General features: G+C 68.5%; 19 protein-coding genes, 2 tRNA genes and 1 pseudogene. 19 read left to right on the top strand and 3 right to left on the bottom strand.

Features of this window, described 5'->3' with window-relative positions:
* Positions 1–13: 13 nt before the first annotated feature.
* Both IEY87_RS41560 and IEY87_RS41555 read right to left on the bottom strand, forming a co-directional pair.
* A complete protein-coding gene (locus IEY87_RS41560; RefSeq protein ID WP_189144376.1) occupies positions 14–757 on the bottom strand; it encodes an ABC transporter permease in 744 nt (247 codons plus the stop codon).
* Entirely contained in the window at positions 738–1,679 is a 942-nt protein-coding gene (locus tag IEY87_RS41555; RefSeq protein WP_189144375.1) for an ATP-binding cassette domain-containing protein, read from the bottom strand. Before IEY87_RS41555 ends, IEY87_RS41560 begins: the two co-directional genes overlap by 20 nt.
* Positions 1,680–1,697: 18 nt before the next feature.
* Between IEY87_RS41555 and IEY87_RS41550 the strand changes: the two genes are divergently transcribed.
* From IEY87_RS41550 to IEY87_RS41535, 4 genes are all read left to right on the top strand, one after another.
* Positions 1,698–1,937: a hypothetical protein gene (locus tag IEY87_RS41550; protein ID WP_189144374.1), complete on the top strand. Its 240-nt coding sequence runs from the start codon at positions 1,698–1,700 to the stop codon at positions 1,935–1,937.
* Positions 1,938–1,971: 34 nt separating this feature from the next.
* Positions 1,972–2,490 carry a C40 family peptidase gene (locus tag IEY87_RS41545; RefSeq protein WP_308113016.1) on the top strand — a complete coding sequence of 173 codons (519 nt, stop codon included), beginning with the start codon at positions 1,972–1,974 and terminating at the stop codon, positions 2,488–2,490.
* Between the two features lie 74 nt (positions 2,491–2,564).
* Positions 2,565–2,795, top strand: coding sequence for a transposase (locus IEY87_RS41540; RefSeq protein WP_189144373.1), 231 nt, complete (start codon positions 2,565–2,567; stop codon positions 2,793–2,795).
* 38 nt (positions 2,796–2,833) lie between these two features.
* Positions 2,834–2,906: transfer RNA gene (locus IEY87_RS41535), tRNA-Thr, on the top strand.
* Positions 2,907–3,093: 187 nt separating this feature from the next.
* Here the strand turns inward: IEY87_RS41535 and IEY87_RS41530 are convergent.
* Positions 3,094–4,437: an NsdA family TPR-like regulatory protein gene (locus IEY87_RS41530; protein ID WP_225278159.1), complete on the bottom strand. Its 1,344-nt coding sequence runs from the start codon at positions 4,435–4,437 to the stop codon at positions 3,094–3,096.
* Between the two features lie 157 nt (positions 4,438–4,594).
* Here IEY87_RS41530 and IEY87_RS41525 point away from each other — a divergent pair, with 157 nt between their 5' ends.
* The 15 genes and pseudogenes from IEY87_RS41525 to IEY87_RS41460 all read left to right on the top strand — a co-directional run bounded on the left by IEY87_RS41525 (position 4,595) and on the right by IEY87_RS41460 (position 15,183).
* The gene (locus tag IEY87_RS41525; protein WP_189144372.1) at positions 4,595–5,263 is read left to right on the top strand and encodes a dTMP kinase; all 669 of its coding nucleotides are present in this window, start codon (positions 4,595–4,597) and stop codon (positions 5,261–5,263) included.
* Entirely contained in the window at positions 5,260–6,570 is a 1,311-nt protein-coding gene (locus tag IEY87_RS41520; RefSeq protein ID WP_189144371.1) for a B12-binding domain-containing radical SAM protein, read from the top strand. Before IEY87_RS41525 ends, IEY87_RS41520 begins: the two co-directional genes overlap by 4 nt.
* 51 nt (positions 6,571–6,621) lie before the next feature.
* Positions 6,622–7,833 carry a DNA glycosylase AlkZ-like family protein gene (locus IEY87_RS41515; protein ID WP_189144370.1) on the top strand — a complete coding sequence of 404 codons (1,212 nt, stop codon included), beginning with the start codon at positions 6,622–6,624 and terminating at the stop codon, positions 7,831–7,833.
* 148 nt (positions 7,834–7,981) lie between these two features.
* Positions 7,982–8,254 carry a MazG nucleotide pyrophosphohydrolase domain-containing protein gene (locus IEY87_RS41510; RefSeq protein ID WP_225278160.1) on the top strand — a complete coding sequence of 91 codons (273 nt, stop codon included), beginning with the start codon at positions 7,982–7,984 and terminating at the stop codon, positions 8,252–8,254.
* A gap of 165 nt (positions 8,255–8,419) precedes the next feature.
* A pseudogene (locus IEY87_RS46885) lies at positions 8,420–8,605 on the top strand (GntR family transcriptional regulator); the annotation flags it as partial.
* Positions 8,606–8,638: 33 nt separating this feature from the next.
* The gene (locus tag IEY87_RS46420; protein WP_225278161.1) at positions 8,639–8,878 is read left to right on the top strand and encodes a GntR family transcriptional regulator; all 240 of its coding nucleotides are present in this window, start codon (positions 8,639–8,641) and stop codon (positions 8,876–8,878) included.
* A 265-nt stretch (positions 8,879–9,143) separates the two neighbouring features.
* Positions 9,144–9,217 (top strand) — tRNA-Met (locus IEY87_RS41500).
* Between the two features lie 71 nt (positions 9,218–9,288).
* Entirely contained in the window at positions 9,289–9,453 is a 165-nt protein-coding gene (rpmG, locus tag IEY87_RS41495; protein ID WP_019632658.1) for a 50S ribosomal protein L33, read from the top strand.
* 185 nt (positions 9,454–9,638) lie between these two features.
* On the top strand, positions 9,639–10,088 hold the full coding sequence (locus IEY87_RS41490) for a MaoC family dehydratase N-terminal domain-containing protein (protein ID WP_189144368.1): 450 nt from the start codon (positions 9,639–9,641) through the stop codon (positions 10,086–10,088).
* 1 nt (position 10,089) lies between these two features.
* Positions 10,090–10,518: a MaoC family dehydratase gene (locus IEY87_RS41485; protein WP_189144367.1), complete on the top strand. Its 429-nt coding sequence runs from the start codon at positions 10,090–10,092 to the stop codon at positions 10,516–10,518.
* Positions 10,519–10,614: 96 nt separating this feature from the next.
* Entirely contained in the window at positions 10,615–11,619 is a 1,005-nt protein-coding gene (locus tag IEY87_RS41480) for a glycosyltransferase family 2 protein (RefSeq protein WP_189144366.1), read from the top strand.
* A 59-nt stretch (positions 11,620–11,678) separates the two neighbouring features.
* The gene (locus tag IEY87_RS41475) at positions 11,679–12,707 is read left to right on the top strand and encodes a UDP-N-acetylmuramate dehydrogenase (RefSeq protein ID WP_225278162.1); all 1,029 of its coding nucleotides are present in this window, start codon (positions 11,679–11,681) and stop codon (positions 12,705–12,707) included.
* Positions 12,708–12,962: 255 nt separating this feature from the next.
* On the top strand, positions 12,963–13,529 hold the full coding sequence (locus tag IEY87_RS41470; protein WP_189144365.1) for a TMEM165/GDT1 family protein: 567 nt from the start codon (positions 12,963–12,965) through the stop codon (positions 13,527–13,529).
* 95 nt (positions 13,530–13,624) lie between these two features.
* A complete protein-coding gene (locus IEY87_RS41465; RefSeq protein ID WP_189144364.1) occupies positions 13,625–14,548 on the top strand; it encodes a hypothetical protein in 924 nt (307 codons plus the stop codon).
* The gene (locus tag IEY87_RS41460) at positions 14,545–15,183 is read left to right on the top strand and encodes a hypothetical protein (protein ID WP_189144363.1); all 639 of its coding nucleotides are present in this window, start codon (positions 14,545–14,547) and stop codon (positions 15,181–15,183) included. The genes IEY87_RS41465 and IEY87_RS41460 overlap by 4 nt, the downstream gene beginning before the upstream one ends.
* Positions 15,184–15,248: the final 65 nt, after the last annotated feature.

Below are 15,248 nucleotides of genomic sequence, written 5' to 3'. Positions count from 1 at the left end.
GCCATGGAAACCGTCAGACGCCCCGGCGCATCGCCCGGTTGCCCAGCCACAGGCCCAAGGCGGCCACCGCGAACGACATAGCCGCGCCGTACAGGACCGAGACGTCGGTGAGGTCGCCGGCGAACAGGGCGCGCTGGGCCTCGACGATGTAGGTGACCGGGTTGACGTCACCCACCACGCGCAGCCAGGCGGGGCCCGAGTCCGTCGGCAGCAGCACCCCCGACAGCAGCAGCAGCGGGAAGAGCAGCCCCTGCGTCACGACGTAGAACAGCTCCCCGCTGGGCGCCGACCGCATGGCCAGCACGAAGGAGAGCGAGCCCAGGCCGACCCCGAACACGACCAGCAGGGCCACCCCCGCCACGGCCCCGGCCAGGTGGAGCTCGAAGCCGAGCGGGAGCGCCAGGACGATGATCAGGACGGCCTGGGCGAACAGGATCGTCATCTCCTTGAGCGCCCGGCCGATGAGCAGCGCGGTCCGGTCGACCGGGGTGACCATCAGGCGCTCCATCGAGCCGCCGATCAGCTCCACCAGCAGGTTGTAGCCGGAGGACAGCGGGCCGGTCAGGCACATCATGACGAGGATGCCGGGCACGAACCACTGCCAGGACGCGCCCACCGCGCCGTCCAGCAGCGACCCGAACAGGAACAGGAACAGCAGCGGCTGCCCCATCTCGAAGACCAGCCCGAGCGGCTCGCGCACGACGGGGACGAACTCGCGGCGGAAGATGGTCGTGGTGTCATGCAGGAAGGTCGTCATCGCTGAGGCTTCTCCCGGTCAGAGCGAGGAACACGTCGTCGAGGGTGGGGCGGGTGGTCTCGGCCGTGGCGACCTTGACGCCGGCCGCCTCCAGCGTCCGCAGGAGCTCGGGCAGGGCCGAGGCCGCGCCGGCCACGCGGGAGGTAACGGTCAGCCCGTCCGCCGTGGCCCCGGCGATCCTGGCCGCCTCGGCGGCGTCCCGCTCGGTGTGCGTGGTGATCGTGATGTGGTCGCCGGCCAGGTCGTTCTTGAGCTGCCCGGCCGTGCCGTCGGCGATGATCGTCCCGTTGTCGATGATGATCACCCGCTCGGCCATGCTGTCGGCCTCCTCCAGGTAGTGGGTGGTCAGGAAAAGCGTGGTGCCGTACGTCTCCCGCAGGCGGAGGATGTGCGCCCAGATGTCGGCGCGGCTCCTGGGGTCGAGCCCGGTCGACGGCTCGTCGAGGAAGAGCAGGGCGGGGCGGTGGATGAGGCCGAGCGCGATGTCCAGGCGGCGGCGCTGGCCGCCGGACAGGGTGCCGGGCTTGCGGTCGGCCAGCGGCTCCAGATCGAGCAGGGCGAGCAGCTCGGCGGCGCGGTCGCGGGCCTCCGAGGCGCTCAGGCCGTAGCAGCGGCCCTGGGTGACGAGCTCGTCGCGGACGCGGTGGTTCTCGCCCGCGCTGTTCTTCTGGCCGACGTAGCCGATCCTGGCGCGCACGCCGGCCGGGTCGCGGGCCACGTCCCGGCCCGCCACGGTGGCGGTGCCGGAGGTCGGCGGCAGCAGGGTGGTGAGCATGCGCAGCGTGGTGGATTTCCCGGCGCCGTTCGGGCCGAGAAAGGCGACGAGTTGTCCGGCCTCCACATCGAGGTCGATGCCGCGCACCGCCTCGACGCGCGCCTTTTTCATGGTGAAGACTCGGGTCAGTCCCCGGGCGTGGATCATGGTCGTTCTCCTCCGGGCATGGCGAAGAAACCCCAGGTCGGGGGCTCGATTGAGGATCGGGACCATCTTGAGCCGGGAAATCCCGGTTTGGCAAACGCGAATGTGACGTTCATATACGGCTCTGACCTGCGAAAACGCCAGGTGGCCGACGTGTCGGCGCGGCCGCGTTTCACGGCCTCTGACGTGCGGATTCAGATGGCGTACGGGAAATTCTTGATTTATCTGGAAAGCACCCGCTGGATCGGCAAGGCAGGATGAAACCGACGAGCCCGTACATGTGAGGGGGCCGGGGGTGTCCGGAAGGCGCTGGGCGGCGGTGGCCGTCATGCTCGTCTTACTGGGCGCCACGGCTTCCGCGCCGCTCGTGAGATACGTGCTGCCGGAGATCGTGGCGATCGCGTACGAGATCCAGGAGCGCGAGATCGTCTACTCCTGGGGCGGTGGCCACGCCGAGCGGCCCGGTCCGTCCAAGGGCACCTGCCTGGGTTATGCCGGGAAGATCAAGCCCTGCCCGGCGGCGCGGACGCGCGGGCTGGACTGCTCGGGGTTCACGCGGTGGGTGTACGCGCTGGCGCACGGCGCGGACGTGCTCGGGCCCGGCAACACCGACGACCACCTGCGCAAGATGCGCCGGGTGGGCTCTCCCTTGCCCGGTGACCTGGTCTATTTCGGGAAAAATCGGAAGAAGACCCGCCATGTGGGCATCTATCTGGGAGGCGGTCGGATGATGAACGCGCCGGAGACCGGGGCCGTGGTGCGGGTCGACGACATCGACCGGGTGAAGGGCTTCCTCGGGTTCTACCGCTACTGAGACCGACCCGGTATGACCTGTAACGCATGTGACCCGATGAAAAATGAGAGACCCGGAAGCTACTGTGTGCCGGTATGGACAGGCGATGGGTAGGTAGCGACGGGTGCGAGATCGTGCTCGCCACACGGGCCGGGCGGCAGGTGCTGCGGGTGCGCCGGCACGGGCGGCTCGTCGCCGACTGCGCCTCGGTCGAGGAGGTCGCCAGGCACGTCGATCTGGCCGACCTCTGCGAGGTGATCGCGTTCCCGTCCAGGCCCGCCGCCACGCAGCCGGCGAGGGTGCGAACGAGTTCGCATCATCGCTGAGCGCCGTGTATGGTTACACCTGTCCGCAGCGCGGACAGGCCCCTATAGCTCAGTCGGCAGAGCGTCTCCATGGTAAGGAGAAGGTCAACGGTTCGATTCCGTTTGGGGGCTCCCATTCTGGCAAGGCAAAACGCCCGACCCGAGATCATCCGGGGCCGGGCGTTTCTCGTTGTGCGCGAGGTCTGCGCGCCGAAGTCCATGCGATGGCGACGGTACCGCGGACCGGGTGGCGGACAAGCAACCGGCCGTTGTCTGCCGTACGCGCTCGGGCGGTCGCGGTTTCGCGTCCTCTGGGCGGCTAGTTGTTAGCGATGACGCGATCGGCTGCTGCCACGTGCGCGCTGCTCCGATACGGCTGCCAGCCAGCACGGATCTGGCGTACCTCGTGACGAACCCGAGCCGACGAGATCGACTGTACGTCAGCGCCAAGGTCGAGGACCGTGGCGGCGGCCTGGTCGACGTCCCCGGCGAGCAGATGGGCGTGGGCCGCCCGGAGGCCGATCAGTGCGCGTGTGCGGCGTTCGATGGGCCTACGCGTGCTCATGGAGGCGGTGTAGTGCCGTGCGGCGGCGGCGTGGTCCCCGAGCTGCGTGAGCACCAACCCGCTCTGATGCTCGAACGATTCGCGCCGGTAGTTCCCCGTCCACTCCGTCTCGGGCAGCGAGTCGGCGCGCTCAAGCTGTGCCTCGGCCCGGCGGAGCAAGGCAAGGGCGTCGCGTCGGTCAGCTACTCCAGCATGCGCCTCGGCTCGCATGCCCGTGATCCACGCCAGAGTGCGCTGCGGCCCGCGGCTATCAAGGCTGGAGGCGGCGGCATCAGCTAGGGCGAGAGCTTCTCGGTTGTGGCCGAGTTGTCGGGCCTGGACCGCCATCGAGCGTAGCGCCGTCGCCCGTAGCGTCCGGTCGCCTGCTTCGTCGGCCAGCCGGACAGCCTGGATGTAGTAGCGCATCGCGAGCCCGTTGACGCCGTCGTCCATAGCCATGTACGCCGCCAAGTAGACGAGTTCCGCCGTCGCCCTGAACAGATCCGGGCGGGCGCGACCAATGGTGCCGTGCAAAAGCGGTGCGACGTCATGCACGAGATAGGCGGCGACGGAGCGGCGTGCGTGGCCGCCACCGTACAGGTCTTCCAGCTCGCCGAAATGGCGGGTAGTAGCTCGGATGCGCGCCACATCCCCGGTACCGGCTTCACGAGCCCCCGCACGAGGCGATGAGATGAGCGGGCGGCGCGCGGGCACGGTGTAGCCGGCCAGGGAAAAGGCGCTGGCTGTCAGCATGGTCCGGCGATCGAGCATGTCGTCCTCCCCGAGGGCGGTCAGTCGGGCGACCGGATCACCCTGCCACGGGTCGTCAGTCGGCCCAGGCACGGTGGGGACATCGGGCCAACCCAGACCAGCAGGGGTGAGGCCTGGGTTGTGGAGGCGGCGACGGAATGCCTCCACAGCGGCACATATACCCTCCGGCCGGGGGATCGTCCCGGTCAGCCAGTGGCCAATCGTGGAGCGGTCGTAGTACAGCCGCACCCCGTTCTCCGCAGAGATGTCGTTGACGTGGCGCGCGACTGCCGCGTGGGTCCATCCGGCCTGGTTGATCGCTGCAGCCAGCGCCGTGTTGCTGATCGGATGCGCTCGTTTGGGAGCCATGGCAGCCCATTCACATCGGTTCACATTCGCGGACTCTCGACGGTGACGCTTGACCGGAGGAACGTCAAAGTGTACCGGCGCAGTAACCCACCGCAGGGGCGGACCGATTCCGCCGCCTATCCCCCACGGCACGAGCAACCCATCGAAGGAGCGCACGATGCAATCCACTGGGGCAAACGAAAGCGGCCGGAACGGCTTTCTCGTGACACTGGACGGGCCAAGCGGCGTCGGTAAAACCACCTGCAGCCAGCATTTACGCAACATCCTCCTGCAAGTCGGATTCCCTGCCACATGTACCACTCAGCCCTCTGCATCCCCCATCGGCGCCCTAGCCCGCTCCGGCACCCACACTTTCCACGGCTTGGCCTTGTCATGCCTGGTCGCCGCCGACCGGTACCACCACATCGCCACAGTGATCGAACCTGAACTGAAAGCCGGCCGAGTCGTGGTGTGCGACCGCTACGTGCCCTCCGCGTTCGTCCTCGACCGGCTCGACGGCGTACCTCGCGAGTTCATCGCCGACCTTTACCGATACGCCCGGCCCGCCGACCTGGCGGTGTTCTTGTTCGCCGATCCGGAGGTGTGTCTTCGACGCGCGCAGACCCGGGGCGTCTACAGCCGCTTTCACCATGACGGCCTCGCCGCTGCCGAACGCGAAAGCACCCTGTTCACCGAAGCAGCCGAACAGACCCGCGCCAGCGGCACGCCGACCCTGATCCACCATGTCGCCGACACTGACAGCGACACGGTCGCCGCCACGCTCGCCCAGCAGATCACCGCGCTGATCCCTTCCCGCCCCCCAACCGCGCACCGAGGTGAATCGTGAAGGTTGCACTGCTCTACCCCGAGGTCTACGACATGGCGCGCTTCCTTCAGGAACGCAAGGAATTTCCGCCATTCGGCGTGCTGTATCTGGCGGCCGTCGCCGAGGAGGCCGGCCACCAGGTGGAGATCCGGCGGGTCGCTCCTGGCCACACCGCCCTGGACCTGTCCAGCTTCGACGCGGTCGGCTTCAGTCTGGCGTCATCGGCCACGTACGGGCTGATGCTGCAGGCCCGCCGCGACGCACTGATCGACCCCGACGCGCTCGTCATGGTCGGCGGCGTCCACGCCAACTTCTACCCCGCTGAATCCTTGACGGACTTCAGTGCTGACGTGGTCGCCGACGGCGAATCCGAAGACACCATCCTGGAACTCCTCGATCACGCCTACGACCGGGACTACACCGGCGTGACCGGTGTGCTGTTCGAGCGCGACGGCCAGATCGTGCGCAATGCCTCCCGCCCGCTGATGCGTGACATTGACACGTTGCCGCTGCCGGCCCGTCACCTGCTGCCGCGAGACGACATCGTGCTGCCGGACCGACTCGCTGGGACCGACACCCGCATGGCGCATGTCATGTTCAGCCGGGGCTGCCCGTTCCCCTGTTCGTTCTGCGCCGTTGCCCAGCGCCGCATGCAATACCGCGGCGGCATCAGCGCCCGCACCGAGCTGACCCACCTGATCGACGCCTACGGCATCGGGGGCTTCGCGATCGTTGACGACAACTTCATCGTCAACAAAGGCAAGGTCGCCGACATTTGCAAGAACATCGCCGACCTGAACCTGCGCTGGTCGGCACTGTCGCGGGTCGACACCGTTGACCAGGCTCTGCTGGACACGATGGCCGCCTCCGGCTGCATTGAGATCAAATACGGGATGGAATCCGGCAGTGAACGTCTGCTCAAGGCGATGCGGAAGAACACCACCCAGGCCAAAATCCGCGCCGCGGTCGAGATGACCGCCAAGGCCGGGATCCAGGCCAAGGTGTTCATCATCCACGGGTTCCCCGGCGAGAACACCGAGACCACCTACGAAACCATCGCCCTGCTGCAAGAACTCCGCCCGATGCTCGGCAGAGTGGCGCTGTTTCGGTTCGTACCGCTGCCTGGCACTGAGGTCTACGACCAGGCGCTGCTGCATCGCATCCGCGGAACCCACCGGCAACCAGACTGGGACGGAGATTGGGCGAAGTTCCACATTCACCACAACGAACGCCACTGGTGGGGCAACGCCGACGACTGGGCCGAAACCGAGCGCTCCTACGCTGAACTGCGCGCCTTCGTAGAAGGTGAGTGGGGGCCTCAGGGGTGAACCATGGCATCTCCCGCCCCGCTACTCATCAGCACTGCTAGCGTGCCCCGCATGACCGGCCGCTCCACACCCGAAACGGTGGAATCCCACACGCTTGGTCCGCTTGAGGCCGCGAGGTTGTGGAACCGAGTGCTGGCGCGTCAAGGGCTCGCCGCTCACACCCGCCGGACCACAGTAGAGGACATCGCGAACGCGGCACTGGGACTGCACGCCGCACGTCTACCGTCTCCGTTCGCCACCGTGGCAGCCCGCGCCGCAGACGGTGCCATCCCGCTGAGTCTCTTCGACCCGGCGGTGCGAGCCCGGCTGGTCACCTTGCGGTGCATGCGCAAAACGCTGCACACCCTGCCTTTGGAGCTCGCCGCCGCTGCGCACGCGGCCACGCTGCGTTTCCGCCAGCGCGACGCCCTACGCGGCCTCGTCAACGCCGGCCACAGCGAGGCCAGCGTTACAGCCGCCACCAACGCCCTCGTGGAGTTGCTGGGCGAGTGCGGGCCGTTGTTCCACCGCGACATCGAGGCCCGCCTCGTCGCGGCCGCCATATCGGTGCCGGTGACACGGCTGGCGCTCAAGCTCGCCTGGGAACGCGGCACCCTCGCCTACCTCAACCAGACGCAGGGCTGGAATCGCGAGTTCCGCACTTTCGCTCTCACCGCCGATGCCTACCCGGGCCTCGATACCAGCTTGGATCCCGGTACGGCCGTCGAGCGGCTGCTGACCGCCTACATCGACCGCTACGGCCCAGTCAGCATCCGCGATGCCACCTGGTGGTCGGCGCTGTCCCGCGTCGCAGTGGTAGACGGCATGCAACGGGCCGGCATCAAACTGGTTGAGCTGATCACCCCGTGGGCCGCCAACCCCCTCTACATGAGCACCGACCGGTTCGCGGAGTTCGTCGACGCTCCGGCCGCAGAATGCGCCACGGGCGTGAACCTGCTCGCGCACGAGGATGTCGCCCTCAAGGCTTATTTCGAGACCCGCCGCCGTTACCTCGGAGACCTGGCGCCGTCAGCGGTGTTCAACCAGATCGGTGAGGTTTTGCCGACCGTTCTGTTCAACGGATGCGTGGTAGGCGTGTGGGCGTGGGAGGAGCGCACCGGCCAGGTGCGTCCGCGTCTCATCCCCGGGCTGGTTCCCGCTGAGCGGCAAAAGGAAATCCGGGCGGCCATCAAGAAGCTCACCATGACCTTGCGCTCTGGTCTCCATTGCGTTCCCGCAGCGCAAGTCGGGAAAGACCAGCTCACGCTGCTGTCCGCCTGCTGACGTCGTTCTGCGAGTTTCCGCGAAGGCCCACAGAGAGCGCTGCTACGGTGGCTTTCTTCTCTCATCCGTCACCCGTGGGATCCTCATGCAGCCTCTTCCCAGTACGCACTCGCCGTCTCTAGAAGCACTCCAGCGTTATGTCTCAGAGATGGAGAAAGAACGCAACTTCTCCGATAGCACCATCATCGAGCAGTGTCTGAAGCTTGCCGAGGAGACCGGTGAGGTTTGCAAGGCAGTGCGCAAGCACTCTTCGCTGTCGATCGATCCTGCCAGCACAACAGGCACCATCGGCGATGAACTCGCCGATGTCCTTATTTACGTGGCCGCCATCGCCAACCGCGCTGACGTCGATCTGTCAGAAGCGTTGCGGGCCAAAGAGCGGATCAACGAGACTCGTGTCTGGACGGGAACGCGTCGGTGACCGTTCCATCAGAGGCCCGGCAGGTCAGGCCTTAGCTGCCTGCTGCAACTTGGCTCGGGCGACTCGGCGTGGGTTGCGTCCACGGGAGTGGTGTACGAGTTTGACCTGGTCAGCAGGCGCGGCGCCGTGAAATGAGAACGGTCATCGCGTGATCCTTCGTAGCAACTGCCGCTGTACCGGCAGGTAGCAGCCGAGATCAGACGCCGCATCGACAGCGGTGAGATCCCGCCCGGTCATGCCGTCCCCAGTGAGCCGGAGATCGCTGCCGAGTTCGACGTCTCGCGGATCACCGCGACCAAAGCGCTCCGCCTGCTCCGCGAGGAGGGGCTGGTCTACCCCGTGTCGGGGCGGGGCACGTTCGTCGGCCCGGAGGACGTGCCGCGCGTGTCGAGGACGGTTCGGCCGTACGAGAGGATCGCGGCGGACATCGCACAGCGGATCAGGGCCGGAGAGTTGCGGCCCGACTTCCCGATCCCGAGCGAGACAACGCTCATGCAGCAATACGACGTGGCGAAGGGAACTGTCCGTCGGGCGGTGGCGCTGCTGCGAGGGCAAGGCTGGGTGTTCACGGTCGAGAAACGCGGCAGCTACGTCTCCCAGTCGGAGGACTGGCCGGAGGGCTGACCTTGCCAGGCGCTTCGTCTACCTGCTGTCGGCTGTCCAGATGGAGATTCGCGGTTCGGAAGCTTGGCCGCCGTTGCCGTTGCCGTACGTGCTAACCTGCCGGTGGCCGTCATGCTGCCACACTCGGTAGGTGGGGCTGATGCGATTCGATTTCGGTTGGCGGGGGCTTCTGCGGCATACTAGAGACACCCTGCCCGGTCAGGCGAGTTACGAAGGTGCTCCTCGGGTCGGGTATCCTCTACGGGGCCGGTCGTTTTCGGCTCAAGGCGGAGTAGCTCAGTCAGGCAGAGCAAACGGCTCATAATCGTTGTGTCGCCGGTTCAAGTCCGGCCTCCGCTACTGCCCAATCCCAGGTCCTGTGACCTGGGTATGGGCATGTCCCAGTCCCAAACGTAGAAAGGCACTCCCAAGTGGCTGCCACCGACGTTAGGCCCAAGATCACGCTGGCCTGCCAGGAGTGCAAGCACCGCAACTACATCACGCGGAAGAACCGGCGCAATGACCCGGATCGGCTTGAGCTGAAGAAGTACTGCCCCAACTGCCGCTGCCACCGCGCGCACCGCGAGACCCGCTAGTCTCGCCGGGCAGCACCCCTGCCATCTTTTGACAGACCGGCGTCCTGTTGAACGGGACGCCGGTTTGTCGTGTCCGCATACGCCCGATCTCGCGGCGGCAAAAAGACGGCCATCCCGGCGACAGCCGAATCTTGTTCTGTTAGCGTCTGGCTCACATCGCGTTCGTTGACATGCGAGGAGCACTGATGGCCTTGAACCGTGACTTCGTGGGACGCAGTTACCCCTCAGGCAGCCCGTACGAGGTCAGTCGGGTGAAGATCAAGGAGTTCGCAGCCGCTATCGGCGACAGCAATCCGATCTACCGCGACCGGGAGGCGGCGCGGGCCGCCGGGCACCCGGACGTGGTCGCACCGCCGACCTTCCCCATCGTGTTCAGCCTGCAGAGCGGCGGCGGCGCGCTGGCCGACCCCGGCCTGGGCCTGAACTTCGCCATGGTGGTCCACGGCGAGCAGCGCTTCGAGTACGCGCGCCCGGTCTACGCCGGTGACGAGCTCGTCAGCACCGCCACCATCACCGAGATCCGCAGCGCCGGCCGCAACGAGCTGCTGACGATCAGGAGCGAGGTCACCACGGTCGCCGGCGAGCCGGTCTGCACCACGTACAACACGATCATCGAGCGGGGCGGGGCGGCCTGAGATGACAGCGACGGTGAAGTACGACGAGGTCGAGGTCGGCCAGGTGATTCCCGCCGTGGACTACAGCGTGCGCAGGCTGAACCTGGTGATGTACGCGGGCGCGTCCGGCGACTTCAACCAGATCCACTGGAACGAGCGGTTCGCCAAGATGGTCGGACTGCCCGACGTCATCGCGCACGGCATGTTCACGATGGCCCAGGCCGGCCGGTTCGTCACCGACTGGGCCGGGGATCCGGGCGCGGTGGTCGACTACGGGGTGCGGTTCTCCTCGATGGTGGTCGTGCCGGACGACGACCAGGGCGCCACGATCACGGTCAGCGGCGTCGTGGAGGAGAAGCTCGCGGACCGGTGGGTGGTGGTGGCGCTGACGGCTCGGGCGGGCGACGCCGAGGTGCTGTCCAGGGCGCGCGCGGTGGTGCAGCTCGCCTGATGATAGGGCGGGCGGCTCTCGGGTACCCGTGAGGTCATGAATGAATCCCCGCATGTCACCATTTGGCCGACCGTGGCGTCCATCCCTGTTTCCGCCGTGACCGACGACCGCCCGCCCGGCCACCTCCGTCCGCCCCGACTCGACGAGGTGGCCGGCACCGCCGGCACGGGCCGCGACACGACGGGTGGTGATGTCGGGCCGGCGACCGGGGTCGGTACGGGTGGGGTCAAGGGCGGAGGTGCTCGTGGGAACCCGGCGGCTGAGTTCGGCTTCTCCGGTGACCCTGGTCAGCATGGGGTGCCCGGTGATGACATGCTGCACGCCCAGCGGGCCTGGGACGGGGCGCTGGCCACCAACCGGATGGACGCTCTGGGCGTCAACGTCGAGCGGCAGCGCGTGGCGACCAAGGACGTGACGGCCACGGTGGGTCTGGTGGTCGACGGCCGGCCGCAGGACGTACGGGCGTGCGTCGATTCGCTCGTCGCGCGCACCGGGGCCACCATTCTGGCGCTCGACCTGGGCAACGTCGACGGCGCCGGGGACGTGCTGGAGGAGCTGGCCGAGCGCCACCCGGAACGGATCCGCCTCTGGCGCGTGGCCGAGAAGCCGGACTGGAAGGGTGGCGGCGCGACCTGGGGGGCCGCCCGGGTCAAGCTGCTCCACCTCGACACCGCCGAGGTGCACGTCCTGATGGACACCTCCCTCGTGCTCGAAGGCGACGCGCTCACCCCGCTGATCGCGGCGGTCAAGGAGGGGGCGGTGGCCGCCGGCCGGCAGGGGCTGGAGCCGGTCGAGTCCGGCGAGGGGTGGCGGCAGGCGGGGCCGGGCCGGGTGCGCGCGCTGCGCGGTGACCTGATGGCGGTCCGCAGGTCGGCCGCCCTGGCCGCCTTCCCGGAGCAGGCCCGCGATGCCCGCGACGCCGACCTGGACTTCTCCCTGGCCCTGCGCGGCGAACTCGTGGTACCCGAGGAGCACCTGCCGGTGCGCGGTCCACACGAGCACGGCGCCGTCCCCGAAGCACGTGACCACGGCGCCGCCCCCGGATCACGCGAGTACGGCGCCGTCCCCGAAGCACGTGACCACGGCGCCGCCCCCGAATAGGCCGGGCGGAATCATGACAGGGTGCTGCCGATGCGGTGACACCTCCTAAGCTGGTGCCCATGGAGATGCTCGCGCCCTACACCACGCTCGGCCTGGGCGGCCCCGCCGCCGAGTTCGCCCAAGCCGACTCGGCGGAGCAGTTGGTCTCCCTGGTGGCGGCGGCGGACCGGGAGTCGCGGCCCACGCTGATCCTCGGCGGCGGCAGCAACGTGGTGGTCGCGGACGAGGGCTTCGACGGCCTGGTCATCCGGGTGGCCAACCTGGGCGTCTCGGTCTCCCGCGACGGCGAGCAGGTGCTGGTCACGGTCGAGGCGGGCGAGGACTGGGACCCACTGGTGGCTCGCGCGGTCGCCGAGGGGTGGGCGGGCATCGAGTGCATGTCGGGCATCCCCGGTCTGGTGGGATCCACCCCGATCCAGAACGTCGGCGCCTACGGCCAGGAGGTGGCGCAGACCATCTGGTGCGTACGGGCCTACGACCGCAAGACGCGCCAGGTGGTGGATCTGGAGGCCCGGCAGTGCGGGTTCTCCTATCGCGACAGCGCCTTCAAGCGGGATCTGTCCCGGCATGTGGTGCTCGCCGTGACGTACGCGCTGGATGTTTCGGCAATATCCGGTCCGGTGGCGTACCAGGAGCTGGCCGGACGGCTCGGTGTCGAGGTCGGCGAGCGGGTGCCGCTGGCGCGAGCCCGTGCGGCGGTGCTGGAGCTGAGGCGCGGCAAGGGCATGGTGCTCGACCCGGCCGACCCCGACACGCGCAGCGTGGGGTCCTTCTTCACCAACCCGATCCTGTCCGCGGCCGAGGCCGCGGCGCTGGCCGCCCGCGCGCCGGGGCACCCCAGCTGGAGCGTCGGCGACGGGGCGATCAAGGTGCCGGCCGCCTGGCTGATCGAGCAGGCCGGCTTCCCCAAGGGCTACGAGCACGGCCCGGTCCGCATCTCCACCAAGCACACCCTCGCCCTGACCAACCCCGGCTCGGGCACCACCGCCGACCTGCTGGCCCTGGCCAGGCAGGTGCGTGACGGGGTGCACGAGAAGTTCGGGGTGACGCTGGTCAACGAGCCGGTCATGGTGGGCTGCGCGCTGTGAGGGGCTACGAGTCGTGAGGGGAGCGGAATAGGGGTCGGCGGGCTGCTGTTAGGGTTGATTGGAAACACCGAAGGGGAGTAGTCCCAATCGCGTGATCGACATACTGGCGCGTTCGCGCGCCCGGTCGCGCGGGCCTTCACGGGCGGACGAGACCTTCGGCCTGGCAGCCGTGTACGAAGACGCTGCCGGGCCGAAGCCGTGCCCGAAGATCTCCCCCGGTGCGCGCTCACGGTCCGGTCGCGCGGAAGAGGACCGTTGGAAGCATTCTGGATCAGCCTGGCCGTGATCTTCGTGGCCGAGCTCGGTGACAAGAGTCAGCTCATGGCGATGACGTTCGCCACCCGCTTCAAAACCTGGCCGGTGATCGCCGGCATCACCATCGCTACCACCGCCGTCCACCTGGTCAGCGTGGCCGTGGGCGGGTTGATCGGCGACGCGCTCCCCACCACCGCCATCTCCGTCGTGGCCGGGCTCGCCTTCCTCGGCTTCGCGGCGTGGACGCTGCGCGGCGACGAGCTGACCGACGAGGAGGCCGAGAAGGCGAAGCGCACCACCAGGAACGCCATCATCGCCGTGACGGTCGCGTTCTTCCTGGCGGAGCTGGGCGACAAGACCATGCTGGCCACGATCACGCTGGCGACGCAGCACGGCTGGCTCGGCACCTGGATCGGCTCCACCGTCGGCATGGTGGCGGCCGACGCGCTGGCCATCGTGGTGGGACGGCTGCTCGGCAAGCACCTGCCGGAAAAGGCGATCCGGTACGGCGCGGCCGCCGCCTTCGCGATCTTCGGCATCGTCCTGCTGATCGACGCGCTGATCTGAATTAGTACCCACTCGTTACAGTTTGTCACTCATTGTAAGCAAGAGGTGTGATTGAGTATTTACTGACTTCTGGTTCGGCGGGGATGGAGTACGGATTGTCAAGGATCGGCTGGCGCCACTCGGTGTTCGCGCCCGTGGTGGCCCTGGTGGTCTCGGCGCTGCTGCTGGTGGCCGGAGTGGTGGAGACAGTGCTGCAGGCCGTGGGCGCGACCACGGCCCCGGCCGCGGCGGAGTTCGTGGTCACGCTCATCGTCGCGGTGTTCCTGACCGCCGTGCTCAGGATCGCCAGAGCGGTGCCGGACATCCGGCGGGAGAACGAGGCGACGGCGCGGGCCGTGGCCAACGTCCAGGCGGTGAAGCCGGGCGGCGACACGCTGGTGGGGCGGCGGCTCAAGCTGTTCAAGGAGTCCGCGGAGGCGGGCAGCGACGCCGAGGCGGTGCTGAGCGCCCGCTCCGCGCTCGACGACAGCGAGATGGCCAACAGGCACCACATCGACCACGCGCTCATCTGGGCGCTGCCGGTGTTCGGGTTCATCGGCACCGCGCTCACGATGGCCGCGATGGTCACCTCGTTCGGTGACGCCCTGGACAGCCAGGGAGACCCCAGCGTGCTGATGACCGCGCTCCGGGAGCACGTGCTGCCCGAGCTGGCGTCCGCGTTCGGCGTCACGTTGATCGCGCTGCTCCTGAGCGTGCTCGCGTTCTTCGAGATGTCCCTGGTCGAGCGGGCCGAGCGGGCCGGCGTGGTGGCCGCCGACGAGGTGTTCCTGAGCTACATCGCGCGGCTGCCGGGCAAGCAGGCGGGCCCCGTGGCGCAGGCGAGCCCCGCCCTGCAGGGGCTCAGTCAGGAGCTGGCCCGCTCACGGGCCGAGACCGAAGCCCTGGCCAAGGGGATGGCCCGCTCCCGCGGCGAGACCGAGGCCCTGGTCAAGGGGCTGGACGCGCTGCGGATCGCGGTGGAGCGGCTGAGCGCGGCCGAGACCCGCCCGCAGAAGTACACGCTGGTGAGGGAGCCGTGAGGAAGCGGCCCGCCCGATCGTTCGCCCCGCCGCTCGACCTGCGTTTCATCGACCTGTTCATGGCCATCGTGCTGGCCCTGTCGTTCGTCGCCATCATGCTCACCGTGGTGGCGCGGATGCTGCCGACGGACACCCCCGCGCAGTCGGCCCGCGAGCAGAAGACCGTGGCCCAGCTGCAGCGGCAGCTCGACGCCGCCGTCGCGGCCCAGCGGCAGGCCGAGACCGAGCTGCGCACCACCCAGGCGGAGATCGCCGACCAGACCGCCTTCGCCCTGCCCTGGTGGCTGATCGGGTTCTGCGCCCTGCTCGGGGTGCTCGCCGTGTTCATGGACTGGCGGATCCGGCTGTGGCGCCGGGCTGAGTTGCCACGGCTGCGCAGCTGGCTGATGGTCGCCCTGGTGGTGGCCGCGGTCACCTGGGTGCTCCGGTCGCTGAGCGACCGGGACGGCTATCTGCTGCTCGCCGAGATCCCCTGGTGGGCCGCCGACGCCCTCTGCCTCGGACTGATCCTGGTCGCGTACGTACTGATCACCGACCTCCGGGCCGGGCACGCGACGCTCGGCGAGATCAGGTCCCGGCCCGTCCCCGAAGCGATCCCCGACGAGCGGCCGAGACACCGCAGCCGGTCAGGGTGACGGCGGCGACCGCCGGTGCGCGGCCGGGCACCCGCAGCGTGACGGCGGCGGCCGCCGGGGCGCCC

It is taken from the genome of Nonomuraea glycinis (assembly GCF_014646515.1).
Taxonomy (GTDB): Bacteria; Actinomycetota; Actinomycetes; order Streptosporangiales; family Streptosporangiaceae; genus Nonomuraea; species Nonomuraea glycinis.
Note: the sequence above shows the minus strand (reverse complement) of the source record. Positions and strands in the feature narration are given on the sequence as shown.

Excerpts from the sequence above, each read along its gene's own strand:
- IEY87_RS41525 (WP_189144372.1), top strand. The coding sequence starts at position 4,595 with ATGCAATCCACTGGGGCAAACGAAAGCGGCCGGAACGGCTTTCTCGTG.
- IEY87_RS41515 (WP_189144370.1), top strand. The coding sequence starts at position 6,622 with ATGACCGGCCGCTCCACACCCGAAACGGTGGAATCCCACACGCTTGGT.
- IEY87_RS41485 (WP_189144367.1), top strand. The coding sequence starts at position 10,090 with ATGACAGCGACGGTGAAGTACGACGAGGTCGAGGTCGGCCAGGTGATT.
- IEY87_RS41560 (WP_189144376.1), bottom strand. The coding sequence starts at position 757 with ATGACGACCTTCCTGCATGACACCACGACCATCTTCCGCCGCGAGTTC.
- IEY87_RS41475 (WP_225278162.1), top strand. The coding sequence starts at position 11,679 with ATGGAGATGCTCGCGCCCTACACCACGCTCGGCCTGGGCGGCCCCGCC.
- IEY87_RS41555 (WP_189144375.1), bottom strand. The coding sequence starts at position 1,679 with ATGATCCACGCCCGGGGACTGACCCGAGTCTTCACCATGAAAAAGGCG.
- IEY87_RS41530 (WP_225278159.1), bottom strand. The coding sequence starts at position 4,437 with ATGGCTCCCAAACGAGCGCATCCGATCAGCAACACGGCGCTGGCTGCA.
- IEY87_RS41510 (WP_225278160.1), top strand. The coding sequence starts at position 7,982 with ATGGAGAAAGAACGCAACTTCTCCGATAGCACCATCATCGAGCAGTGT.
- IEY87_RS41490 (WP_189144368.1), top strand. The coding sequence starts at position 9,639 with ATGGCCTTGAACCGTGACTTCGTGGGACGCAGTTACCCCTCAGGCAGC.
- IEY87_RS41550 (WP_189144374.1), top strand. The coding sequence starts at position 1,698 with ATGGCGAAGAAACCCCAGGTCGGGGGCTCGATTGAGGATCGGGACCAT.
- IEY87_RS41540 (WP_189144373.1), top strand. The coding sequence starts at position 2,565 with ATGGACAGGCGATGGGTAGGTAGCGACGGGTGCGAGATCGTGCTCGCC.